Origin of the sequence: Streptomyces sp. NPDC021225 (genome assembly GCF_044332865.1) — a bacterium.
In the GTDB taxonomy this organism is placed as follows: domain Bacteria; phylum Actinomycetota; class Actinomycetes; order Streptomycetales; family Streptomycetaceae; genus Streptomyces.
In genome coordinates this window covers 1-22,985 of record NZ_JBIRPV010000012.1, presented here as the reverse complement: position 1 = coordinate 22,985, position 22,985 = coordinate 1, and the positions used below count along the sequence as shown (strand labels likewise).

The window sequence follows — 22,985 nt, the reverse complement described above, 5'->3', positions numbered from 1 at the left end:
CCGAAGGCGCCAAGGGTGCGAAAGGCACCAACGGCGCGAAAGGCACCAACAGCGCCGAAGACGCGCCGCGCGCTGCCCGCCGCGCTGGTGCTCGCCCTGGCGGCGACCGCCGCCACGGCCTGCGACGCGGTGTCCAACGAACCGAAGCGCTACTCCCAGGCCTGCGGCGTGGTGGTCGACGGCTCGGGCTCGGCCGCCGCCACCAAGACCGGCTTCGACGCAAAGGCCAAGCTTGAGGCGACGCTGAACACCTTCCTGTCGGACAACAAGTGCCGCAAGACGTCGTTCGCCCCGATCACCAAGGTGTCCCAGGCGTCCAAGTGCCAGGTCAGCCCGCTCGATCTGGACCCGGACACCTCGAAGACGGCCGACCGTGACCGGACCCGCAAGGCCATGCGGGCGGTCGCCCTCTCCAGCGCGCTGAAGCTGCTGCGCTGCGCACAGGAGCAGGAGCCCGGCTCCGATGTGCTGGGCGGCCTGTCGCGCATCGCGCTGACCAAACCGTCCGGCGACGACGACTCGTTCGATGTGCTGGTGGTGAGCGACTTCGACCAGGGCGATCCGGACTTCCGGCTGGGTCGGCAGGATCTGTCCACCGCCGCGAGCCGCGGGAAGACCATCGACGCCTTCCTGAAGTCCCACCACAAGCCGGAGCTGTCCGGCGCCGACATCTACCCGGTGGGTTACGGCATGAAGTACGGCGCCGACACCGCCCGGTACGACCAGTTCAACTCCTTCTGGACGGAGCTCCTGGAGGGGAGGGTGAAGGCACGTGTCCACACCACATACCGTTAGCGACGACGAGGAGCCGCGGCGGCTGAGACTGCGCCGCCGCAGGCCCGACTCCGACCGCGGGCGCCGCCGGGGCCGCGCGGCCGCGCGACACTTCCCCGACGGTGCCCTGCCGCAGCCGGACCCCGTCGAGTCGGATGTCGTCCGCGCCAACGACAGCGCCTGGCTGCTCGACCGGGCCCGCAAGCGCGGCGCGGCGGCCGGTGCCCGGGAGGTCTTCGACCCTTGGGTGCTGGGCAGCCCCGACCGGATCCCGTACTTCGCCGAGCTGTCCAGCCTGCGTGACCGCGTCAGGCACCGGCTCACCGAGGAGGCGGCACGGGCCGAGGAGGACGGCGCGCTGGAGGCCGCCCGGGTGCGGGCGGCGGCCACCGCCGCGGGCGAACGGCTGGCGCGGGGGAGCCGGCGGCGCACGGTCCTGGAGCAGCAGCAGATGGTCACCACCGCGCAGCTGGACCGGCTCGCGCGGCGGGCCGACCGGTGGCAGACCTTCCGCGACACCGTGCGGGGCAGCTTCGAGCGGCGCTGGCTGCGCAACCGGATGCCCCCCGACTGGTCCGACGGCACCGACGCCGCCAACAACCCCACCACAGACCCCCCAGCGGCGCAGCATCGCGACCACGAGCCGGAGACGGCCCGGGACCACGACCGCTGGCAGGCCGTGTCCGAGCGCGACCCCGCTGCGGCGCAGGAGCCCGACGCGGCCGACCGGGCCCTGTCCACCAGGGCGGCCTGGGAGGGCGCGGCGGCCCGCCCCGGCATGCCGCGGTGGATCAAGATCGGGGTGCTGGTGCTGCTGATCGCGGTCGAGTTCCCCGTCTACTACACCGTGTTCGAGAATCTGCACGGCGTCGGGGCCTTCGCCAATCTGCTCTCCGTCAGCCTCACCGTGGCCGTCGCCGTGGCGATGATCCTCGCCCCGCACATCGGCGGCCGGATCCTGCGGCACCGCTCCGCCACCGGCGCGGTCCGGCTGTCGGCCGTGCCCGCCCTCGCGCTGATCGGCGTCTGGGCGTACGGGGCCTGGGCGCTGGGCGATCTGCGGGCCAAGGTGGCGTTCCAGGAGGAGCCCCCGCTGGAGCTGCCGTCCGATGTGCCCAAGGACGTCAGGGACAGCATCAGCAACCAGCCGAGCCTCATCGAGTCCCTGCACCTGGACCCGCACAGCGTCTCTCTGATGTTCGTGGCGCTGCTGCTGCTCTCCGGGGGCATCGCCTTCCTGATCGGTCTCGGCGCGGAACACCCGTATCTCGCGGCGTACCGCACCACCGCCGAGCAACTGCGGGAGCTGGAGCGGGAGACCGAGGCGGACATCGCCGGTGCCGAGCGCGCCAAGGAGGCCGAGGCCACCCTGGACAACCGCGCCGGAGCCCGCCGCGCGGCCCACGAGGCGCGCCTCTACGCCGTCGACGACCTGTACGAGGCCGCGGCCCACGCCTATCTGGACGGCCTCGCGGTCCAGTCCGCGGACCCCGCCGTGACCGAGGCCGCCATGCGGCTGTCGCGGCAGTGGCCGCTGCTGCCGCACTGAGGGGGTGGGTGACCGATGGAACCGGCGGGCGAGGAGCAGTACATCCTCATCACACAGTGCCTACAGAACGACTTCTTCCTGAATCTGGACTGTCAGCTGTCACTGCCTGAGAGCGCGGTCTCCAAGCTGCTGCTGGACAGCGAAGGCGGTGACGCCCTCCGCACGGAGGGCCACCGCCGGGTCCTGCCCGAGGCGGAACTGAGCCGCTCGCCCCTCGCCCGCTTCCTCGACGCCACCGTCGGCTCCCGTGTGCGCGGACACGGCGAGGGGACGCTCCACCTGATCAACGTCCGCGACTGGCATGTCCCGGGGGAGGCGTACGACCTCGAACGCAGGCAGTACGGCGCGCACTGCGAGGCCGACACCTGGGGCGCGGCGTACGTCGACGGCCTGACCGACCTGCTGGCTCCGGAACCGGCCGAGGACGGCTGGGGCGGCAGGCTGCGCGTCCACCACGTACGGTCCAACACCCTCTACGACTTCCAGGACACCCCCGCCGCCCGTGAGCCCTCCCCGCTGGCCACGCTGCTGGACGGGCTCCTGGCCGACGGCCGGCACGAGACGACCCACGTCGTCGTGATCGGCGTCCTCACCGACATAAAGATCCAGCTCCTGCTGACCGGCATCCGCTCCCGCTACGACGTGCGGCAACTCGTCGTCTCCGACGCCCTCACCGCCAGCCGCACCCTGGAACGCCACCTCACCGCTCTGGACTTCTGCCAGCGCGTGCTGCGCACCGAGGTGATGAACGGCCTCGCCGAGCTGGCCCGCTTCCTCGGCTCCCGCCCGGACGACGACCGGCGGCTCGCCCGGGGCGAGGACGCGGAGTTCGCCGGCTACTCCTCGTACATCCAGGACAAGCAGGGCATCCTCTCCTACGAGGACGCCCGGCTGCGTGACTACCGCATCCAGACCTCCGAGCGCCTCAGACAGGCCCAGCGCACCGTCGGCTTCGCCGCCAAGTTCCTGCTGGGCCTGGGCACCTGTCTGCTGCTGACCGCCCTCCTGCTCTCCCTCCTCGGCGTCTTCTTCCCGGGCCGGGTCGGCTGGGAGAGCCCGGCCGTCCTCGGCGCGCTCGGCGCCGGCCAGATCGTCACGCTCTTCTTCACCCGCCCCGTCAGATCGGTCCAGGACGCCCTGGCGGAGGAGACGATCTACCGGATGGTCCTGGAGAGCCGCAGCCTGAAGGTCGCCCTCGCCCGCTACCACGTCACCACCGCGAACGCGCTGCGCCGACATGACGACTTCGGCTCGCAGTCCGATGCGCTGGAGCGGCAGCTGGAGGTCCTGGAGAAGATCGACGCGGCGGACTTCGAACGCCTCAAGGGCCTGGGCGTGACCCCGCGCACCGACCAGCCGGGCGGGCCGGGAACCCGCGGCCGGGGCGCCCGTCGCGGCCGTACGCGCTCAGCGTGAGGCTGCCACCGGGTCCGTCTGCCATGGTTGATCACCGATCTGGCGAAGTGCTGCCGGCGACCTTGCGGTGAGTATGAGACACAGACACGCCGTGGCATCGGCGTGTCGTCGTCCGATATTCACCGCAAACTCTGGTGCCGGTGGCGCGGGGGCGTGGCCTATGCGGGGGCGATGCCTCGTTGGCGTTGGGCGTGCAGCCGGGCGAGGGCCCGCAGCTGCCGCCGCTCGTACGCGGTAGCGGGGCGTACCGAGACACAGTGCGACCGCCACGCGAGGCCGGTAGGACGAGTGAGGCACACCATTGGCCCGGGCGGTAACACCAGTCGTAGCAGTGCTTCGAAGATCCACGCGACGGCGTGGGCCTTGCTCATCAACTTCCGACCCGCGGGGACAGTCGGCTTGCGACGTGAGAAGAACTGCTGCCGTGTCAGGGGCACGGTGACTCACCACCTCTGGGCTCGCTGTAAGCTCAGGGCGACATTATCGCTATTCACGAAAAGCGGCAAGGATCCCCACTGTGTGGTGGTCAACGGTTCGCTTACTGTGTAAAGCGGCGAGGTTGGCGAGGACCGACCAAGATATGAGGAGGCCCCGTTGGCCGGCGATGCGTGGACCAGTACGTCGATGCCTTACCTGCGGCCGGCCGGGGGAGACCGAGCCGATGTGTGGAGTGAGGAGGCCGCGGCTTACGGGCGGCGGGGCACTCAGCGCATCGTCCAGGCCGGAGAGGTGTCCGCTCCCGCAGCCGTGGCACGTCTGTTGGGGATCGAGGCGGGGGCCGCAGTGGTCGTGCGGCGGCGGATCATGTATCTGGACGAGCAGCCTTGCGAGCTGACCGACTCCTACTACCCCGCTCCCATCGCGGCGGGTACCGGCCTGGCGGGCACGGCGAAGATCCGTGGGGGAGCGGTTGCTCTGCTCGCGGAACTGGGGTACGTGGGGCAACGGGTGCGGGAGGATGTGACGGCGCGGATGCCCGATGGGCAGGAGCGCGAGCTGCTGCGGACCGGCGAGCTGGAGCCGGTGATGTGCCTTGAGCGGGTCGTCCTCGATGGGGACGGTCGGCCGATTCAGGCTGATCTCATCACCATGCCCGCTCACCGCCAGCGCCTTCGTTACGAACTCAGGATGGGATGACCGTGCCCAAGGCCGATCAGGACGCAGTCGACCGGCGGTCGCTGCATGAGCGAATCGCCGCGGATCTGCGGGACGAGATCATGTCCGGCGAGCTTCGACCGGGCGCCAGGCTTCCGTCGACCGCGCAGCTCAAGGAGCGGTTCAGCGCGTCGAACGCGACCGTGCAGAAGGCACTGCAACTGCTGAAGGACGAAGGCCTCGCGGTGGGCAGGGCCGGGGCGGCCGTTACCGTACGGGAGCACCGGCAACGCACCATGCGGCCCGCCGCGTACATGGCGCTGGCCGCGTCGGGTGAGCCGTATCGGTGGATCAGCGAGGCGGCCACCGGGCACCAGGCGCGCGGGAGCAGCCGTCTTCTGGAGGTCGCCGAGGTGAGGCCGCCTGCCGATGTGGCGGAGGCGCTACGGCTTCCGGAGGGTGGGATGGCGCTCCTGCGGGCGCAGGTGTTGTCGCTGGATGACGAGCCGGTGGAACTGGTGAAGTCGTACTATCCGCTGGATCTTGCTCACGGGACGGCGATGATGGAACGCCGCAAGATCAAGGGCGGTACTCCGGCGTTGCTGGCGGAACTGGGGTACCCGCCACGGCTCAGCGTGGACAAGGTGTCCGCCCGGGTACCCACGCAGGAGCAGTACACCGTCCTTGGTCTGCCGGGGAATCTGCCCGTCCTGCGGACGTTGCGGGTCGTGTACAGCGACGACGAACGCCCCATTGAGGCCACGGTGATGGCCAAGGCCGGTCACCTCTATGAGCTGCAATACGAGTTCTCGCCGTCCTGAATGGTGCCGTAGCGTCCGCGGGCGCTACGGCCGCAGAGCGGCCCGCCCCCGCCCCGGGGGCCGTGATGGCCGGGGGGTGCTGCTCATACGGCCCAGGAGTCGGCCGGATCATCCAGCCATACCCGCTGTCCTTTTGGCGTGACCGTGAGACCAAACCGGGCATCACGCAGGCCCAGGAGCGGTCGCTCAGCCCGTAGAACCACACGGGCCGTGCGCCGTCGCGCTTGTCAGCCACGGCCTGGACACAGTCCCTGACCCGCAGGCCCAGCGCGAAGGGCAGCGCTGTGTACCGGCCTGTGACGAAATCGGCTTCTGGCAGGTCGGTGGTGGACGCATCGGCAAGGTTGAATCCATGCGCCGGGACGTAATCGCCGTGATCCCGGGCGGGCAGCCGCTGTGCGCGCATCTTCATGAATTCCACGGGCCGGGTGAAGGGCCCCGATGCCGAACCGCCCTTGTCACACCAAGGCAGATGACGAGCCCGATCGCGGACTTCCAGCGTTTCATGCGGCAGAGGCTGGCACGGGCGTGCGGGGACCCCTCCCGGTCAGACCTGGCCTGTCCCCCGGGCCCGGCCTGGCGGGGGCCCGGCCTGGTGGTGGCACGGGAGCACTCAGGAGCCGATTGCCTGGGGGTAGCGGAAGAAGTCGGTCGGGTCGTACCTCCGCTTCACGCGGACCAACCGCGGGTAGTTGACGCCGTAGTAGGCCTCCCGCCAGTCCCTCAGCTTCGGATCGGGAAAGTTCTGGTAGGAGTGCGCAGGGGGCGCCCCGTCGAAGATGGCGGCGTAGAACTCCTGGAGCCAGTGCTGGTTCGCGGCGGCGACCTCGGGGGAGTCGTAGTCCGCCCAGGAGGTCTCGGCGGCCAGGATGAACAGGCCGTCGCGGTGCACGAATGCGGTCGCCCGGCGCGGTACGCGGTTGATCTCCCCGCCGAGTGCGAACATCGCGAACCCGGCCCCGTCCGGGTTGCCGCTGCCCGGCCAGTCGAGCAGCCGCTCGGCCGCGGCGCCGACCTGCTGGTCGGTGAGGAGCGTCCGGGAGTTCAGGACCGCTGACTTGGCGGCGAAATTCTCCACCGGAGTGGTGGCGCTGAGCAGCGTGCTCGCCTCAGCCGGGGTGACCTCGCGGACGGCGGCGCAGTTCCGGGCTCGTTCCTCCGGGGTGCCGATGGCGAGGAGCGGGGCGAGGACGGCCCGCAGTTCATCGAGGGTTCCGTAGTACTGGCCGATCGCGTTGACGTTGGCGTTCGTGCGGATCTGCTTCCGGGTGCGCCCGCGGGTGCCGATGCCGAGGCGGAGGTGGAATCGCTTGTCGTCCTCGGTCTCCTGGGCGATCCGCTGGGCGGTCGCCATCACCGGCAGTACGGAGTCCAGGCTCCAGCTGAGCCGGTAGAACCCCACATCGCCCTGGAACCGCTCGTACTGGAACGTGAACGAGGTGTGCACGCCGAAGTTGTTGCCCGCGCCGCCCCGGCAGGCCCAGAACAGATCGGACTCCGAGTCCTCACCGGCCTCGACCACCCGGCCGTCGGCGAGTACGACGGTCGTGGCGACCAGCCGGTCGCAGGTCAGGCCGAACATCTTGTCGCTGAAGCCGATCCCGCCGCCCAGCACGAGACCGGCGACCCCGACCGAGGGGCAGCGGCCGGTCGGCACGAAGATGCCCTGGTCCTCGAGCAGCGGATGCAGATCGCCGTTGGTGACCCCGGCCCCGACGGTGACGGTGCCCGCGCCGTGGGCGACCTTGATCGGCCCGTATGCCCGGGAGCGGGCGGCACTCCGCCGCGGCGTGGTGACGATGTTCCTCATCCGGCTCATATTGAGCAGCAGGCCCGTGGTGGTGGAGTAGCCCGCGTAGTTGTGGCCGAGACCGGAGCGCGGCACTGCGGGCAGCCCCACCGCGCGGGCCCAGCGGATCGCCGAGCATACGTCCTTCGTGGTGGCGCAGGCGACGATGCCGGCGGGGTGGGTCCCGGCGTACCGGTGGTTGAACGGGATCGCGAGCGGAGGGTAGCCGGAGTTCGCGGGCCGGTAGAGGGTGGCACCGGGGGAGAGCGACGCGGCCAGTCGCTTCCAGTCCTGGCGGCTGACCCGCTCCGCCGGCTCGGTCACCGCGGCGGCGGCCGCGTCGGTCGGCGCCGTCATGGCCACGGCCCCGGCGCCGAGGGCACCCAGGGTGCCTGTCCGCAATGCGTTCCGCCTGCTGATCACTGTGGCCTGCCTTCGCGAAACGGTCGGAGGCTCGATTGCCTCGGGATCGACTGATCCACCGATCGTTCACCGACCTGGCCGTTTGTCATGGACCGCCCGCGAGCCGGCCACTCGAAAGCGTGCCTGACGCACCGCCTGATAGCCGAGTCCGAGTGGCCTGCCCGACGCTCGCCTGTTCGCCGTGGATCAGAGCCTGAACTCGCGGATCACGGTGTTCCTGAACACCGCGCCGCCGTCGATCGTGAACAGCGCGATCCCGGTGTCGGCAGGGTCCGGGAAGGCCTCGGAGGAGTGGACGTACCGGCCGTCGTCGATGAACATCTCCACGGAGGTGCGGTCGATCAGGATCCGCAGCCGGACCATCCGCGAGGATGGGTCGAAGGGGGTGCGGCTCTCCCGCCACCGGCCGGAGGAGTCCGGGCTCACCGCGTACCCGCGGTTGACGAAGGCGTAGTCGCGATAGATCCCGGCGTCGATGTGGCGGACGCCGTCCGCGGAGCGGCGCAACTGGAGCCCCGCGCCGGTGAGCTGGTCCCAGGCGATCTCGGTCGTCAGCTCATAGGCGGTGCCGGTGTAGTCCAGCACCCGCCGGCCGTCGACCTCCAGGTCGCCGAGGTTCACCGTGCGGGAGACCTGGTCGTCGAGGGCCGCGATGGGCTGGGAGGCGAGGTAGTACGTGCCGCTCGCGGCGCGCTTGAGGGTGATCTCGCGGACGATCGAGTCGGTGCCGTTGAAGCCGTCGCAGTCGATGGTGGGCGTGGTGTTGGCGTAGTCCCAGTGGTTCAGCCAGCCGATCGCGTAGCGCGCGGCCGGGTCGAGGGTGCCGTTCGCGTCCCGCTTCTCGAAGGTGACGGCCGCGTACCAGTCCCAGCCGTGGTCCAGCCACTGCGGGTCGGGGGCATCGGCCGTGAAGGTGGTGCCGTCGAAGGAGCCGGTCCAGTACGCGTAGGTGCTCGGCAGCCCGGAGCCCTTGCCGTTGGCGCTCACCCCCAGCACCCACGTCCGGGTCCCGTTCTCGGCGGTGATCCGGAACAGGTCGGGGCATTCGAGGACGCCGATGCCGTCCTTGATGAACCCGCTGACGTAAGTCCACGACTTCAGGTCGGTGGAGTGGTAGAAGCCCACCTTGTTGTTCTCGGCGAGCGCCATCACCCACCGGCCGCGCTCCTCGTCGCGGATCACCTTGGGGTCGCGGAAGTCCCGGACCCCGGGGTTGGGCAGGACCGGGTCGGTGCCGTGGTTGGTGAACGTACGGCCGCCGTCCGTGGAGTAGAACAGGTACTGCGCCTGGGTGTTGGCGTTGTCGTCGGGTGACATGGTGGCCAGGGCGATCACCGCGCCCGGGCCGAAGCCCGCCGTGTTGTCCGTGTCGACCACCGCCGAACCGGACCAGACGTCGCCATTGGGGGTGGTGTCCTTCGGCACGGCGATGCCGCGGTCGGTGAAGGAGACCAGGTCGGTGCTGGTGGCCAGGCGCCAGGTGGTGCCCGCGGTCGTGCCACCCGTCGAGTAGTCGGGGTTGTACAGGTAGTAGTAGTGGTACTCGCCGTCGATCCAGATCGGCCGCTGCGGGTCGTTCATCCACTGGTCGGGGACGGTGAAGTGGTACCCGGCGCGGTAGCTGCCCGGGCACGCGGACGCGGCCCCGGGCTTCGCCGCCCCCGGCTTCGCCGCCCCGGGCTTTGCCGCCGCAGGTCTCGCCGTGACGGGCAGCAACGCGCCGGCCGCGCCCACGGCCGAGGCGAGGAACAGCGACCTCCTGGACGGGCCACGGCTGCCGGATGTGCCCGATATTCGGCGCATGGTGCGCCTCCCTTCCCCGACTCCGTCGTCGGGACTGCGGCTCAGTGGTCCGGAACTTTAGACCTAACTCGTTAAAGGTCAACCCTCTCCTGCGCCTTGACAGCCCCGTAACAGGGTTCTCATCATCGGGGAGTCACTTCCTCCTAACACGAGTTAGGCTCGCCGATGACCGACTCGCTCATCTCCCGCCGCGGCCTCATGCGGTACGGGGCGTACGGCGCCGCGGCCGCCGCTCTCGGCGGCGTCGCGGCAAGCTGGGACCGCCTCACCGGCGCCGACATCCCCGGCCGGAACGACGGCTCCCTCGTCGTCGCCACCCTCGGCCCCGCCTACGGACCGGAGGCCATCCGCACGCTCACCGAGGGCTTCCGGAAAGAGCACCCCGACATCAAGCTGCGCATCAACGCGGTGCAGGCCGTCGACTGGTCCGACTTCTTCGCGAAGATCCTCACCCAGATCGCGGCGGGCACCGCCCCCGACCTCGTCTACGTCGCCACCGAGGGCGTCCAGTTGTTCGCGCGGCGCCTCGGGGTCCCCCTGGACCGCTGGGTGCGGCGGGACGCCGAGGAGCTGCGCGAGTACTTCGCCGACGTCCATCCCTCGCTGGTGGAGTCGATGATGTACGAGGGGAGCCTCTACCAGCTGCCGGTCGAGTTCAACGCGGCCGACATGTACCTCAACAACCAGGTGCTGAAGCGGGCGGGCGCGAGCTTCCCGGCGGCCGACTGGACCCGCGACGACTTCACCGCGCTGCTGCGGGACATGAAGAAGGCGAGCGGCTCCCGGTTCACGCCGTACTTCTGGACCAACCGGCTGTGGGGCGGCGTGGTGCCCTGGCTGTTCGCGAACGGCACCAATCTGCTCGCCGAGTCCAAGGCGCCGGGCGGGGCCTGGCTGTGGGACTCCTTCTATCCGGCCGCCGCCCGGCGCGGGCGCGGGGGTGGTTTCCGGTGGACGACCCCGCAGGCCACCGACGCCCGCGTGGAGGAGGCGTACGACTATCTCGCCTCCCTCATCCAGGAGGACCTGTGCACCCGCCCCGAGGGCGGCAACGGCCAGAACCTCGTCGGCGTCTTCTCCACCGGCCGGGTCGGCGTCACGCCCGCGGGCGGCTTCTGGGCGGGCGGTCTGCATCTCGCGGGCATGGAGGCGACGGACTACGACGTGCAGTACTTCCCGCGCTGGCGCACCCAGCGCATGCAGTTCGGCGCCGCCGGCTACGCGCTGCTGCGCACCTCGAAGAAGCCGGACGAGGCCTGGGAGTTCATCAAGTACGCCGCCCGCAGGGACACCCTGATGCGGCTGTTCAAGACCAACCAGACCACCCCGGCCCGCCGTTCGATGCTCACCCCCGCCCGCTACCGGGAGACCGGCCCGAACCACTGGCAGGTCTTCTACGACACCCTCGACAAGTTCCCCGACACCGGGCCGATCCCCGCGCCGCCGCAGGTCGCCGAGGTCGAGCAGGTGCTGCTCAAGCACACCGGCACCGCCCTGGCCTCGCGGGGCGCGGTGGGCCCCGCGCTGCGCCGGATGCAGGGCGACCTGGAGAAGGCCATGGAGCGTGACGTATGACGACAAACACGCAGGCGAACACGCAGGCGAACACGCAGGCGGACACCCAGGCGAACACGCAGGCCCCGCGCGTACGAAAGCGGCGGGCGACGCCGGCCGCCGACCCCTCGCGGCCCTCCGCCCGCAACCGTTCCACCCGGCTGCTCGCGGCGCTGTTCCTGGCGCCCACGATCGTCGGGATCGTGGTCTTCACGGTCGTACCGATCGCCGGCTCGGTCGTCCTCAGCCTCTTCCACTGGAACGTGATCGACGACCCGAGCTTCGCCGGGACCGCCAACTACCGCGAGGTGTTCAGCGATTCGACCGTGCTGGTCTCCTTCCGCAACACCCTCGTGTTCATGGTGCTCGCGGTCGCGCTCCAGCTGCTCATCGCGCTGGCGCTGGCGCTGGCGGTGAACGGGCGGATGCCCATGTGGCTCCGCTCGGTGTTCCGGTCGGCCTTCTTCTTCCCGCTGGTGCTGTCCGCCGCGTCGATCTCGGTGGTGATGAAGTACCTCTTCAACCAGGACTTCGGCGTCGTGAACTGGCTGCTCGGGCTGGTCGGGATCGCCCCGGTGCCATGGCTGACGTCGGAGAACGGGGCGATGGCCACGGTGATCCTGGTCTACGTCTGGCAGCAGTTCGGATTCTCGTTCCTGCTGTTCGTCGGCGGTCTGAACAACATCCCCAAGGAGATCCACGAGGCCGCCTCGCTCGACGGCGCGACCGGGTTGCGCAAGCACCTCGCCGTCACGCTGCCGCTGCTGTCGCCCACGCTGCTGGTCGCGTCGGTGGTCGGCATCATCAACGCGCTTCAGGTCTTCGAGCAGCCGTACGTGCTCACCGACGGCGGGCCCGGCGACTCCACCCGCACCGTCGTGATGGTCATCTACGAGACCGCGTTCGAGCAGCTCCGCTTCGGCCCGGCGTCCGCGGTGGGCGTGCTGCTGTTCGTACTGATCATGGCGGTCACGGCCCTCCAGTTCCGGCTCAGCCGGCGTTTCGTCCACTACCAGTGAGCCGGGTGAGCCCCATGAGCCAAGCAACCCTGTCCCTCAGCCGCGCCCGGTACGCGGCCGCGCCCTGGGCCCGGATCGCCGGGCTGGCGGTCTGCGCGCTGCTGACCCTCGGGCCGGTCATCTGGACCGTCTCCACCTCGCTGCGCACCCCGGCCGAGTCCTTCGACCTGCCGCCGAAGATCATCCCGACGCACCCGACCACGGAGTCGTACCGCGGGGTCTTCGACCAGATCGACGTATGGCTGGTCGCCCTCAACTCGACGCTGGTGACGGCGCTGATCGCGGTGGGCCAGATGATCACGGCCGGCCTGGCGGGATACGCGTTCGCGCGCCTGGAATTCCGCTTCAAGAAGCCGCTGTTCGGCCTGGTGCTGGCGACCATGATGGTGCCGCTCCAGGTCACCATCGTGCCGGTGTTCCTGGTGCTGAAGTCGATGGGCCTGACCGACACTCTCCTCGGCCTGATCATTCCGGCCTTCCCGACCGCCTTCGGGACCTTCCTGATGCGGCAGTACTTCCTGGGGATGCCGAAGGACCTGGGCGAGGCCGCGATGCTGGACGGCTGCGGCCCGTGGCGGATCTTCCGCTCGGTGTACGCACCGCTGGCCGCCCCCGGCCTGGCGATCGTCGGCGTGCTGGCCTTCAACTACCACTGGAACGAGTTCTTCCGGCCGCTGATCCTGGAGACCTCCGGCCAGAACTACACCCTGCCGCTCGGCCTGGTCTCGCTCCAGGGCAACCTCGGCACCGGCTCCGTCTCGGTGGTGCTCGCCGGTGTCGTCCTCTCCATGCTCCCCGCCGTCGCCGTGTTCGTCGTCGGCCAGCGCCCTCTCCGCGAGGGCATCACCTCCGCAGGAGTCAACCGTTGAGCCCCGCCGCTCAGTCCCCCGACCCCGGCGCGCCGCGCTTCCGGGTCCGCCCGCCCGCCAACTGGATCAACGACCCGAACGGTCCCTTCCGCTGGCGGGGCCGCCATCACCTCTTCTACCAGCACAACCCGGACGCCCCGGTCCACGCCAACGTCCACTGGGGCCATGTCTCCAGCCCCGACCTGGTCCGCTGGGAGCACCATCCGATCGCGCTCGCCCCGACGCCCGGCGGGCCGGATGAGGCGGGCTGCTGGTCCGGGTGCGTGGTCGACGACGACGGTGTGCCCACGGCCGTGTACACCGGCGTCGACCGCCACCACACCGGCCTGGGCGCGATCTGCCTGGCGCGGGCTGCCGACCCGGACGACGAGGCGCTGGCCGACTGGAAGCCGCTGCCCACACCGGTGGTGACCGGACCGCCCCCCGGCCTGGACGTGGTGATGTTCCGCGACCCGTTCGTGTTCCGGTGGGGCGGGCGGCGGTGGGCGCTGGTCGGCGCGGGCCACGCCGACGGAACCCCGTCCGTGCTGCTCTACGACTGCCAGGACCTGGCCGACTGGCGGTTCGCCGGTGTGCTCCTCGACGGCGGCGACCCCGTCGCGGCGGAGGCGTTCGGAGACCGGGCGGCCGGCTGGGAGTGTCCGCAGCTGTACGCCACGGCGGGCGGGGACCGGGTGCTGGTGGTGTCGTTGTGGGACAAGGAGCCGCGCGCCACCGGCTATCTGACGGGCCGGCTGCACACGGACGACCAGGGCGATGTGCGCTTCGAGGCGCGCACCGGCGGACGGCTCGACCACGGCCGGGACTTCTACGCACCCGCCGTGCTCGAGGAGGCGGACCGGGCCCTGATGTGGGGCTGGTCCTGGGAGGCCCGTGAGCGGAGCGAGATCGAGCGCGCCGGGTGGGCCGGTGTCCTCACCGCGCCGAGGGTCGTCGACGTACACCCGGACGGCGCGCTGCGCGTCGTACCGGCCCCGGAGCTCGAACTGCTCCGCGCGCCCGAACCCTTCGTCACCGCACCGGGCCGGGCTCCGCTCCCGGACGCGTACGACCTGACCGTCACCGCCCGCGGCCTGACGACCGTGAGTCTGCTGCGGTCCGCCTCGGGGGCGGAGCTGACGGTGCGGCTGGACCCGGATCAGGGCACCGTGACGCTGGACCGCGGTGACTGGCCCCGGACGCCCGGCCTCGGGCCCGGGGGGTCGGCGCCCATCGTGGTGCGGGCGCCGGCGAGGGAGGTGCGCGTGCTCGTCGACGGCTCGCTGCTGGAGCTGTTCGCCGACGACCGGGCCACGGTCACCGAGCGCGTCTACCGGCGCCCGGGCGATGTGCGCGAGCTCGTCGTGGCGGGGTCCGCGGCCGCCGTCACGGGGTGGGAGCTGGTCCCACCGACGCCCGGCTGATCGCCGTGCAGGCGAGGCGCCGGGTGGTGGCGAGCGGTGTCCGCCCGGTGTCGAGGGCCTCCAGCAGCAGCCGGGCGGCGGCCTCGCCCATGGCCCGGTGCGGCAGCGCGACCGTGGTGAGGGGCGGGGCGAGGTACTCGGCCATGTGCTCCTGGTCGTCGTAGCCGACCACCGACAGCTCGTCGGGGACCGCGAGCCCGAGCCGGGCCGCGGCGTGCAGGACGCCCGCCGCGACCCGGTCGTTGTAGCAGAAGACGCCGGTGGGGCGGCGGTCCGCGGGGACCCCGTCGAGGATCCGCGCCGCGCCCTCGTACCCGCCGGAGATCTCGCCCCCGGTCCGCAGGACCCACTCCTTGGGGACGATGATCCCCTTGGCCCGCAGGGCGTCACGGAAGCCGCGCAGCCGCTCGGCCGACGCGATGTCGTCCTGGCCGCCGACCATGGCGACCCTGCGGTGCCCCTCGTCCAGCAGCAGCCGGGCCGCGGTACGGCCTCCGGCGCGCTCGGCGGGGATGACGGCCGGCAGGGAGTCGTCCTCGGGCAGACAGTTGGCGAGGACGGAGCGGGTGCGGTGCAGGCCCTCCGGGACGCGGACCCGGCGCAGCGACATGGTCGCGTAGATGATGCCGTCGACCCGCCGGTCGAGGAGTTCGGCGACCGCCGCGTCCTCCTTGGCCGGGTCGCCGCCGGAGTCGACGGTGAGGACGAGATGCCCGCTGTCCCAGGCGGTCTCCATGGCCCCGCGCAGCAGCCGCCCCGCGAACGGCGACGAGGCGATCTCGTCCGTGACCAGCCCGATTACGGCGGTGCGGCGGCTCCGCAACCCGCGCGCGACGGGGTCGGGGCGGTAGCCGAGGCGGGCGGCGGCCTGGCGGATGCGCTCCTGGGTGGCGGCCGAGAGGTTTCCCGCGGCACGGTCGTTGAACACGAAGGAGACGGCGGTATGGGACACCCCGGCGAGCCGGGCGACGTCACGTGACGTCGGCCGCCCGAGCTTGTCGGCGTGCTCGCCCTCGCCCCTGCCCATGACCCTCGGCCGCCCTCTGTCCCCGTTGATGTCCGCGTCGATGTCCGCGTTGATGTGCGGGTCGATTCACCCGATCACTCCAGCCTATCCGTCCACATCTCGCCCCGAGGAACCCCGGCGGGCGGCGGCCCGTTACGCATGAGGGTGACCTGAAACCGCGTGGAAGCAGAAGCGCCATGTGCACAGAGTTCAGTGAGTTGCCGATGCCGATGCCGTTGCCGGGGATTCGCTGACCTCGCCAGGCTCCCCCAGGCTCCCGCCCCCACCCCACCCTTCACGGAGGTCCGGAACCATGACCCGGAACCACCCCCAGCCGTCCCGGCGCGCCGTTCTCGGCGGTGCCGCTGTCGCCGCGTTCGCGATGGCGGCCGGCGCCGGGGCGGCACAGGCCGCCACCGCGGCCCCGGCCGCCGCGTGGCCGGCCGAGTTCCCGCTCCCCGACGGCTTCATGCCCGAGGGGATCGCCATCGGCCGCAGGCCGTATGCCTATATGGGCTCGCGCGCCAACGGCGCCGTCTACCGCACCGATCTGCGCACCGGCGAGGGCCGCGTCATCCACGAGGGCGCCACGGGCACGGCGGCCGTCGGGCTGAAGCTGGACGAGGACGGTCTGCTCTACGTCTCCGGAGGCGGTGGCGGGACGGCGCGGGTCGTGGACTCCCACACCGGCCGTCTCGTGACCACCTACCAGCTGACAGACACCACCGGGCACTTCATCAACGACGTCATCCTGCTCGGCGACCGCGCCTGGTTCACCGACTCGCGCGACGCCGTCCTCTATGGCGTACCGCGCGGCCGCAAGGGGGCGGTCCGTCGCCTGCCGCTCGTCGGCGACTGGGTGCAGACGCCCAACGTCAACAACGCCAACGGTGTCGTCGGCACCCCCGACGCCCATGGTCTGATCGTCGTCAGCAGCTCGCCCGGCCGGCTCTACCACGTCGACCTGGCCGACGGGCACGCCACCGAGATCGCCCTGGTCGGCGCGGCCGACGTGGCCAACGGCGACGGTCTTCTGCGCATCGGCCGCTCCCTGTACGTCGTCCAGAACCGGCTCAACCTGATCAGCGTCTTCGACCTCGACCTCAGGGCCCGCACCGCCACCCTGCGCCGTACGGTCACCGACCCCCGCTTCGACGTCCCCACCACCGTCGCCCGCTGGGGCGACCGCCTCTACCTGGTCAACGCCCGCTTCACCTCCCCCCAGACCCCGGAGACGACGTTCAACGGCGTCGCCGTCTCCATCGGTTGACAGACGTGACGGGCGCGCGCGATGGTCGCTCGGCCAGTGAAGCGGCGCAAGGGGTGTGGAGATGAGCGAGGTTCTGGACTTGGCGCTCGCGCGGAAGGTGCTGGCGGCCCAGCCCTTCAGCAATCTGCTCGGCACCCGTCTGGTGGCCTTCGGCGACGGCGCGGCGACGCTTGAGCTGGACATCCGCGACGACCTGCGCCAGCAGCACGGATTTCTGCACGGCGGGGTACTCGGTTACGCCGCCGACAACGCGCTGACCTTCGCCGCGGGCACGGTGGCCGGGGCCCGGCTGATCACCGCCGGGTTCACCATCGACTATCTGCGGCCCGCCGAAGGAGTGCTGCTGCGGGCCGAGGCGCGCGTCGTCCGGGCCGGCCGCACCCGCGTCGTGTGCCGCTGCGACCTGTCCACGGTGGACGGCGCGGGGGTCGAGACCCTGTGCGCCGTGGCGCAGGGCACGATCGCGGTGACGCCGCCGACCGAGCCGCCGAACGCGACCTGACGGGGGCGGGCCCCGGCGGGCCCGCCCCCTGGTCACTGACTGGAACCTCTCCGCGGGCTGGGCGGCGGGAGACGTCATCCCTGGACGCCCACGGCCGGATCGACCGCACCCTGGTGTTCGTAGTCGCCTTGCGGCAACCCCCGCACATTGCCGATCGTCCTGGCCGCGCTCCAGGACTCCTGAGCCGTCCGGCCCTCGGGCGAGCACCCTTCCCATTCACTAGGTAGACTGACCTACCTAATGAGTGAGAAGGGAACGTGATGGGCGACACCGATACCGCGGCAGCGCGCTCCGGCAAACGGCGGGGGACCGCGCGCGAGCGGCTGCTGGCCGCCGCGGCGCGCCGCTTCTACGCGGACGGCGTCTCGGCGACGGGGATCGACACGATCACCGCCGAGGCGGGCGTGGCGAAGATGAGCCTGTACAACAACTTCTCCTCCAAGGCCGACCTGGTGATGGCCTACCTCGACGCGCGGCACGAGGAGTGGCTGGACCTGTACCGGCGGCGCCTGGAAGGGGTCCGGGACGGGCGCGGTGGCGTGCTGGCCGTCTTCGACGCGTACGCCGATCACGCCGCCTTCGCCTACGAGCACGGCTTTCGGGGGTGTGGCCTGCTGAACGCGGCTGCCGAGCTGCCCGCCGAGGACGAGGGGCGGGCCGTGGTGCGCCGGCACAAGGAGGAAGTCGAGTCCCTGCTCGCCGGGCACGTCGGGGAACTGCTGCCCGACCGTCCCGAGGAGGCTCGCGTGGTGGCGGAGCATCTGGCGTTCCTCCTGGAAGGAGCGATGGCGCGGGCCGGCCTTGAGGGCGCCGGCACGCGTCTGGAGCGTGCGCGGACGATGGCGGCCGACATGCTGGACCGGCTGTGACGCGGGCTGTGACGCGTCCCGCCGGACACGCGGTCGGCTCGGCCGGCGCGGGGTCGCTGTGCGTGCTCGTGGCGTCGGTGCTGTGGGGCACCACGGGCACCGCCGCGACCTTCGCCCCAGCCGTGGGGCCGCTCGCCATCGGGGCCGTCGCCATGGGTCTCGGCGGACTGCTCCAGGCCCTCATCGCCGGCCCCCGTATCGCCCGGGAAGCGCCGGGGCTCCGCGCGCAGCGCGGCGTGGTGCTGCTCGGCGCGCTGGCGGTGGGGACCTACCCGCTGGCGTTCTACACCTCCATGCACCTGGCCGGGGTCGCCGCCGGCACCGTGGTGTCGATCGGCTCGGCCCCGCTCGCCTCGGCCGTGATCGAGCGAGCCGTGGACGGACGCCGCCTCACGCGCCGCTGGATGACCGGCGCCGCGCTGGGCCTCGCCGGGACGGCGCTGCTGTGCGCGGCCGAGGCGGCCGGGGCGCACTCCGCCGCTGGGGCCCGCTCCGCGGGGTCGACCGTGCTCGGAGTGGCGCTGGGCCTGGTGGCCGGTTTCACCTACGCCCTGTACTCCTGGGCGGCCCACCGCCTGATCAGCCGCGGCGTCACCTCCCGCGCGGCCATGGGGACCGTCTTCGGGATCGGCGGCCTGCTGCTCCTGCCGGTGCTGCTGGCCACGGGCGGCCCGCTCCTGGACTCCTGGTCGAACGCGGCGGTCGGCGTCTACATGGCCCTGGTGCCCATGTTCATCGGCTACGTCCTGTTCGGCTGGGGCCTGGCGCACGTCCCGGCGAGCACGGCCACCACACTCTCGCTGCTGGAACCCGCTGTCGCGGCGGTCCTGGCCGTACTGGTCGTCGGCGAGCGCCTGCCCGCGCTCGGGTGGGTCGGCGTAGCCCTGGTCGTCGGCTGTCTCGCCGTACTCACCCAGCCGACCGGGACGGCTCGTCGGCGGCCACGAGCGGAGCCGGCGCCGGCGGTCGTCGAGCCGGGACAGGCCCCGGGAGAGCCCGCCGACGCGCACCCGTGAAATCCATTGCGCTCGGCGCGCCGCGGCGGATAGCTTCGCCGCGCCGCCCACCTGTGGACCGGCGCCGTCGACAAGAAGGTGTGCAGCACATGCGCAGCAGGAGCCGTCAGCACCCGACCCCGTCCTGTGCCATCTGCTGCTTCCTCACGACGGAGACACCTTGTCGCTTCGTATCACCGAGCTGACCGACCTCGACCCCAACCGCACCGTGTCCAGCCACCGCCCGCGCCGAAAGCCGACGCCACGTCACGGCCCAGGCCGAAGCGGACACACCCGGCGACCTGTTCCTCTCGGCACTGGGCTTTCGCGGGGTCCAGACCATGATCTTCACGCGGCTCGCGCTGGCGCGGGTGGACATCGCCGCCCTCCGTGAAACCATCCGACAGCCGCGCCCCGGCTACCGGCTGGAGTCGTGGGACGGCACCGTCCCCGACGAGCTCGCGGAGACCTTCACGGCCTCGCGGCGAGCCATGGACGACATGCCGACGGACGACGCCGACTACTCCACGGTGACCTGGGATGTGGACCGGGTGCGAGCGGTGGCCCGGGCCGTCGGGAAGCGGGGCGACCTCCTGCACACAGCCGCCGCCGTCAGGGTGGCGGACGGTGTGATCGTCGGGTTCACCGAGCTCGTCGTGCCCGGCGGCCGTACGGGTGACGGCCAGCACTACGGCACCGGCGTCCTGCCCGAACATCGCGGGCTCCGCCTCGGCCGCCCGGCGTCAGGCGAGTTCGGAGAGATCCTCACGGGTGAGGGCAATCGACCCGGCGGCGATGTTCTCCTCCAGGTGGGCCGGGGAGCCGGTGCCGGGGATGGCCAGGGTGACGGGCGAGGAGGCGAGCAGCCAGGCCAGGGCGATCTGCGGGACCGTCGCGCCGTGCCGGGCCGCGACCTCGGCCATGCGGTCACCGGTGAGGTCGCTCACGCCGCCGCCGAGGGGGAAGAACGGCACGTAGGCGATGCCCGCCTCCTCGCAGACGGCCATCAGCCGCGCATCGTCGCGCTTGGCGGCGTGGAAGTGGTTCTGTACGGCCGCGACGGGGGCGATCTCACGGGCCTGGGCGAGGTGGTCGGCGTCGACGTTGCTCAGGCCGAGGTGGCGGATCAAACCCTCCTCACGCAACGCGGCGAGCGCCTCGAAGCGCTCGGCGGCGGACTCGTCGTGCGGCGGACCCGTCCCGGGATCTCGCTGCCGCCATGCGCTTCTACGTCGAAGGTCTCGGCCTCGACGTCCTCTGGCGCACCACCGAGCACACGCCGGGCAAGCACGACCTGCTCATGCTCGGCCCGCGCGACGGAGTCTGGCACTTCGAACTCACTCACGACCCCGAGCAGCCTCTCGAACCCAGCCCGACCGTCGACGATCTCTTCGTCGTCTACCTGGGAGAACCCGTCGACGAGGATCTCGTGAACCGCCTGCTCGCCACCGGCGGCACCCGCGTGACCGCCCACAACCCGTACTGGGGCGAGCACGGCGTGACCGTCGCGGACCCCGACGGCTACCGCCTCGTCCTCTGCTCCCGCTCCTGGACCCGCTGAAATCCGAGGCCGACGCGCGAGTGATGGCCACTCGGCCTCATGTCACGCGTGCACTCGCCACTCCTCCTGCGGAATGGGCCCTTCCCAGTTGTCCGAGGCGCGATTGGCCCACTCACGAGCCACGAAGACCGGACGCGTGAGCAGGATGTCTCCGGCACGCTGCGCGCGCAGCACGAGCCCGAGTTCATCCGCCCCGGGATCGCCCTCCTGGGACCAAGTCACGTCCTCCCTCAATCCCTGGGACACCACGTAGTCGACGAAGAGGACCGCCAGCTTTGACGGCACCTGCCCGACCAACTGCAAGCCGTCCATGGTGACCTGAGGGCCATGGAGAGCGTCGACGGCGATGCCGTGGAGGCGGCGGCCGTCCGCGTAGTACGCCGTGAGGGCCGCCCCGCGCGAGGTCGGGAGGTGGAACGTTGCCCAGCGACCGGGAACCGAGACAGAGGCGTGATCCACGCCCAGCGCGGCAACCACCTCGTCGTGGTCCATCCCGAACCGCAGCGGACCGACACCCACGAAGGGCGTGAAGTTCCACTGCGACCGCTCGGATTCCTCCAGAACGACACCCGCAGGACGCATCGACGGCGCCTCCACCCGCATAGCCAGACGTGATCGAGACCGGACCGTACCGCGCGGTCGGCGGAGAGCTGTTCGGCGTCAGGACCTGCGTGGGGCTTCGATGTCGGAGCCGGCGGATACGGTGCGACGACTGTTGAGTGTTGCTGCCGTGGGGAGGGGCCTTGGGGGCCAAGACCGGTCTGCTCGTCTTTGCCGAGGGAGATGCGCCGAGCCTGTTGCGGCGGGTGGGACGGCACGGCCTGCGCGGCGAGCTGGCCCGGGGTCGAGATCGTCTGCGACCGGAGTGTGATGATCGATTCCCCGTCGCGGCTCCCTGAGCATCTGGTCGCCGCGAGCGCGGGACGACGGTTGATCTTGCATGCGATGCACAGTGTGGTCGACTGGTTCGCGTTCGCCGTGTGGGACGACGGACGCCTCATCCGCTCCCTGAGCCTGTCGCCGGACGACGGGATCATCGAGAACATCGGGGAGCCGTTCCCCTTCGAGCTTCCCTACTGGGCCGGGGAGCGCCCGGCGGACGTCGTCCCCTGGCCGGACGAGGACGACGAGCCGTATCCGCTGCCCTTCCATCCCCTGGAACTTGGTGAGGACGCGCTGCGCGCGCTCTGCGGGTTCATTCAGGAAGGCCGTCCCGAACCTGACGACGTCGACGCGGACGGCATCGAACTCCACGGCTTCCGAGTCCGGGACCCGAACGGGCCTGGCTCCGCCCACCGCACACGTGGGAGCTAAGCAGCCTTCGTCCGCGCCGCGCGCATGCCCGGGGCGGGCTCCTGTACCTCCTCAGGCAGGAAGGTCTCGTCTTCCCCGAAGTCCGGGGCCTGGAAGGGGTTTGTCGCAGGAGGCGGCGATGCCGGAGTGGTACCGCGGGGTTGCCCTTCCAGGGCGGAGAACAGCGACGTCAGTTCGATGAGAGGTCTCGCTTTCGTTACAGGTCCCTGAAGGGGCCTGGCGTGCCGTGGCCGGGCACAGCGGTCCTACAACTTGGTCATCTTGGCGTACGGGCTCAGGATTCGCATTCGCTCCGAGCCAAAATCCACGAGCGCCGCGATTCCATCCTCGATGCCGATCACTCGGCCGAGGCCGTACATGTCGTGTGTGACCTGGTCGCCCACGGCGAAGTGCTTGGGGGCCGGCGTGACCGGGGCCTTGAAGGGGCTGGTGGGCAAATGACGCTTCGGTGCAGCAGGCTTTGTCATTGCCCCTAGTATGCGCCTACGAACCGCGCTGGTGGCTGCCTCGTCGATCGTTGGACTCCACTCCAGCAAGAGCTGAGCCTGCCGACCGGCCAGCAGACACCCGTACCGTTCGTGGTGTCTACGGCGTCACATAGCGGGCGCAAAACACTGGAGGCAATACCTCGTGCTGATTGCTCAGCGTCCGTCACTGACCGAAGAGGTCGTCGACGAGTTCCGTTCCCGATTCCTGATCGAGCCGCTGGAGCCGGGCTTCGGCTACACCCTCGGCAACTCCCTCCGTCGCACCCTCCTGTCGTCGATCCCCGGCGCTGCTGTCACCAGCATCCGGATCGACGGGGTCCTGCACGAGTTCACCACCGTGCCGGGCGTCAAGGAGGACATCACCGACCTCATCCTCAACATCAAGCAGCTGGTCGTCTCCTCGGAGCACGACGAGCCGGTCGTGATGTACCTGCGCAAGCAGGGCCCGGGTCTGGTCACCGCCGC

Annotated in this window: 20 protein-coding genes and 2 pseudogenes; 16 read left to right on the top strand and 6 right to left on the bottom strand. The window is 71.0% G+C overall.

What is annotated here, in order from left to right:
* Positions 1 to 15 precede the first annotated feature (15 nt).
* The 5 genes from ACH4S9_RS36780 to ACH4S9_RS36760 all read left to right on the top strand — a co-directional run bounded on the left by ACH4S9_RS36780 (position 16) and on the right by ACH4S9_RS36760 (position 5,655).
* Positions 16 to 795 (top strand): hypothetical protein, encoded by a 780-nt coding sequence (locus ACH4S9_RS36780; RefSeq protein ID WP_398375964.1) that lies wholly within the window; start codon positions 16 to 18, stop codon positions 793 to 795.
* Positions 773 to 2,323 (top strand): hypothetical protein, encoded by a 1,551-nt coding sequence (locus ACH4S9_RS36775; RefSeq protein ID WP_398375962.1) that lies wholly within the window; start codon positions 773 to 775, stop codon positions 2,321 to 2,323. The genes ACH4S9_RS36780 and ACH4S9_RS36775 overlap by 23 nt, the downstream gene beginning before the upstream one ends.
* 15 nt (positions 2,324 to 2,338) lie before the next feature.
* The gene (locus ACH4S9_RS36770) at positions 2,339 to 3,739 is read left to right on the top strand and encodes a cysteine hydrolase family protein (RefSeq protein WP_398375959.1); all 1,401 of its coding nucleotides are present in this window, start codon (positions 2,339 to 2,341) and stop codon (positions 3,737 to 3,739) included.
* A 594-nt stretch (positions 3,740 to 4,333) separates the two neighbouring features.
* Positions 4,334 to 4,876 (top strand): GntR family transcriptional regulator, encoded by a 543-nt coding sequence (locus tag ACH4S9_RS36765; RefSeq protein ID WP_398375957.1) that lies wholly within the window; start codon positions 4,334 to 4,336, stop codon positions 4,874 to 4,876.
* Positions 4,873 to 5,655 (top strand): GntR family transcriptional regulator, encoded by a 783-nt coding sequence (locus ACH4S9_RS36760; RefSeq protein WP_398375955.1) that lies wholly within the window; start codon positions 4,873 to 4,875, stop codon positions 5,653 to 5,655. The genes ACH4S9_RS36765 and ACH4S9_RS36760 overlap by 4 nt, the downstream gene beginning before the upstream one ends.
* Before the next feature lie 613 nt (positions 5,656 to 6,268).
* Here ACH4S9_RS36760 and ACH4S9_RS36755 read toward each other — a convergent pair.
* Both ACH4S9_RS36755 and ACH4S9_RS36750 read right to left on the bottom strand, forming a co-directional pair.
* Positions 6,269 to 7,801, bottom strand: coding sequence for an FAD-binding oxidoreductase (locus ACH4S9_RS36755; RefSeq protein WP_398375953.1), 1,533 nt, complete (start codon positions 7,799 to 7,801; stop codon positions 6,269 to 6,271).
* Positions 7,802 to 8,053: 252 nt separating this feature from the next.
* Positions 8,054 to 9,670: a glycoside hydrolase family 32 protein gene (locus tag ACH4S9_RS36750; RefSeq protein ID WP_398375951.1), complete on the bottom strand. Its 1,617-nt coding sequence runs from the start codon at positions 9,668 to 9,670 to the stop codon at positions 8,054 to 8,056.
* 165 nt (positions 9,671 to 9,835) lie between these two features.
* Here ACH4S9_RS36750 and ACH4S9_RS36745 point away from each other — a divergent pair, with 165 nt between their 5' ends.
* The 4 genes from ACH4S9_RS36745 to ACH4S9_RS36730 are packed head-to-tail and all read left to right on the top strand — an operon-like array spanning position 9,836 to position 14,515.
* Positions 9,836 to 11,245, top strand: a complete 1,410-nt coding sequence (locus ACH4S9_RS36745) for an extracellular solute-binding protein (RefSeq protein WP_385349084.1) — start codon at positions 9,836 to 9,838, stop codon at positions 11,243 to 11,245.
* Positions 11,242 to 12,243 carry a carbohydrate ABC transporter permease gene (locus ACH4S9_RS36740; protein WP_398375948.1) on the top strand — a complete coding sequence of 334 codons (1,002 nt, stop codon included), beginning with the start codon at positions 11,242 to 11,244 and terminating at the stop codon, positions 12,241 to 12,243. Before ACH4S9_RS36745 ends, ACH4S9_RS36740 begins: the two co-directional genes overlap by 4 nt.
* 14 nt (positions 12,244 to 12,257) lie before the next feature.
* On the top strand, positions 12,258 to 13,112 hold the full coding sequence (locus ACH4S9_RS36735) for a carbohydrate ABC transporter permease (RefSeq protein ID WP_311727013.1): 855 nt from the start codon (positions 12,258 to 12,260) through the stop codon (positions 13,110 to 13,112).
* On the top strand, positions 13,109 to 14,515 hold the full coding sequence (locus ACH4S9_RS36730) for a glycoside hydrolase family 32 protein (protein ID WP_385349089.1): 1,407 nt from the start codon (positions 13,109 to 13,111) through the stop codon (positions 14,513 to 14,515). The genes ACH4S9_RS36735 and ACH4S9_RS36730 overlap by 4 nt, the downstream gene beginning before the upstream one ends.
* Here the strand turns inward: ACH4S9_RS36730 and ACH4S9_RS36725 are convergent.
* Entirely contained in the window at positions 14,478 to 15,542 is a 1,065-nt protein-coding gene (locus tag ACH4S9_RS36725; RefSeq protein ID WP_311727015.1) for a LacI family DNA-binding transcriptional regulator, read from the bottom strand. The genes ACH4S9_RS36730 and ACH4S9_RS36725 overlap by 38 nt on opposite strands.
* Before the next feature lie 292 nt (positions 15,543 to 15,834).
* Between ACH4S9_RS36725 and ACH4S9_RS36720 the strand changes: the two genes are divergently transcribed.
* The 4 genes from ACH4S9_RS36720 (at position 15,835) to ACH4S9_RS36705 (ending at position 19,178) form a co-directional block, all read left to right on the top strand.
* The gene (locus ACH4S9_RS36720; RefSeq protein ID WP_398375947.1) at positions 15,835 to 16,791 is read left to right on the top strand and encodes an SMP-30/gluconolactonase/LRE family protein; all 957 of its coding nucleotides are present in this window, start codon (positions 15,835 to 15,837) and stop codon (positions 16,789 to 16,791) included.
* 61 nt (positions 16,792 to 16,852) lie between these two features.
* Positions 16,853 to 17,293: a PaaI family thioesterase gene (locus ACH4S9_RS36715; RefSeq protein WP_385349096.1), complete on the top strand. Its 441-nt coding sequence runs from the start codon at positions 16,853 to 16,855 to the stop codon at positions 17,291 to 17,293.
* 260 nt (positions 17,294 to 17,553) lie between these two features.
* Positions 17,554 to 18,162 carry a TetR/AcrR family transcriptional regulator gene (locus ACH4S9_RS36710; protein ID WP_311727020.1) on the top strand — a complete coding sequence of 203 codons (609 nt, stop codon included), beginning with the start codon at positions 17,554 to 17,556 and terminating at the stop codon, positions 18,160 to 18,162.
* 8 nt (positions 18,163 to 18,170) lie between these two features.
* A complete protein-coding gene (locus tag ACH4S9_RS36705; RefSeq protein WP_398375944.1) occupies positions 18,171 to 19,178 on the top strand; it encodes a DMT family transporter in 1,008 nt (335 codons plus the stop codon).
* A 722-nt stretch (positions 19,179 to 19,900) separates the two neighbouring features.
* Here the strand turns inward: ACH4S9_RS36705 and ACH4S9_RS36700 are convergent.
* A pseudogene (locus ACH4S9_RS36700) lies at positions 19,901 to 20,350 on the bottom strand (aldo/keto reductase); the annotation flags it as partial.
* A gap of 26 nt (positions 20,351 to 20,376) precedes the next feature.
* Here ACH4S9_RS36700 and ACH4S9_RS36695 point away from each other — a divergent pair.
* Positions 20,377 to 20,718 carry a VOC family protein gene (locus ACH4S9_RS36695; RefSeq protein ID WP_398375943.1) on the top strand — a complete coding sequence of 114 codons (342 nt, stop codon included), beginning with the start codon at positions 20,377 to 20,379 and terminating at the stop codon, positions 20,716 to 20,718.
* Positions 20,719 to 20,760: 42 nt separating this feature from the next.
* Here the strand turns inward: ACH4S9_RS36695 and ACH4S9_RS36690 are convergent, their stop codons facing one another.
* Positions 20,761 to 21,321, bottom strand: a complete 561-nt coding sequence (locus ACH4S9_RS36690; protein ID WP_311727025.1) for a hypothetical protein — start codon at positions 21,319 to 21,321, stop codon at positions 20,761 to 20,763.
* A 180-nt stretch (positions 21,322 to 21,501) separates the two neighbouring features.
* Between ACH4S9_RS36690 and ACH4S9_RS36685 the strand changes: the two genes are divergently transcribed.
* A complete protein-coding gene (locus ACH4S9_RS36685) occupies positions 21,502 to 22,032 on the top strand; it encodes a DUF6928 family protein (RefSeq protein WP_398375940.1) in 531 nt (176 codons plus the stop codon).
* A 245-nt stretch (positions 22,033 to 22,277) separates the two neighbouring features.
* On the opposite strand, the gene ACH4S9_RS36680 is transcribed toward ACH4S9_RS36685, so the two are convergent.
* On the bottom strand, positions 22,278 to 22,499 hold the full coding sequence (locus ACH4S9_RS36680; protein WP_311727027.1) for a hypothetical protein: 222 nt from the start codon (positions 22,497 to 22,499) through the stop codon (positions 22,278 to 22,280).
* A 163-nt stretch (positions 22,500 to 22,662) separates the two neighbouring features.
* Here ACH4S9_RS36680 and ACH4S9_RS36675 point away from each other — a divergent pair.
* Positions 22,663 to 22,985: pseudogene (locus ACH4S9_RS36675) on the top strand (DNA-directed RNA polymerase subunit alpha); the annotation flags it as partial.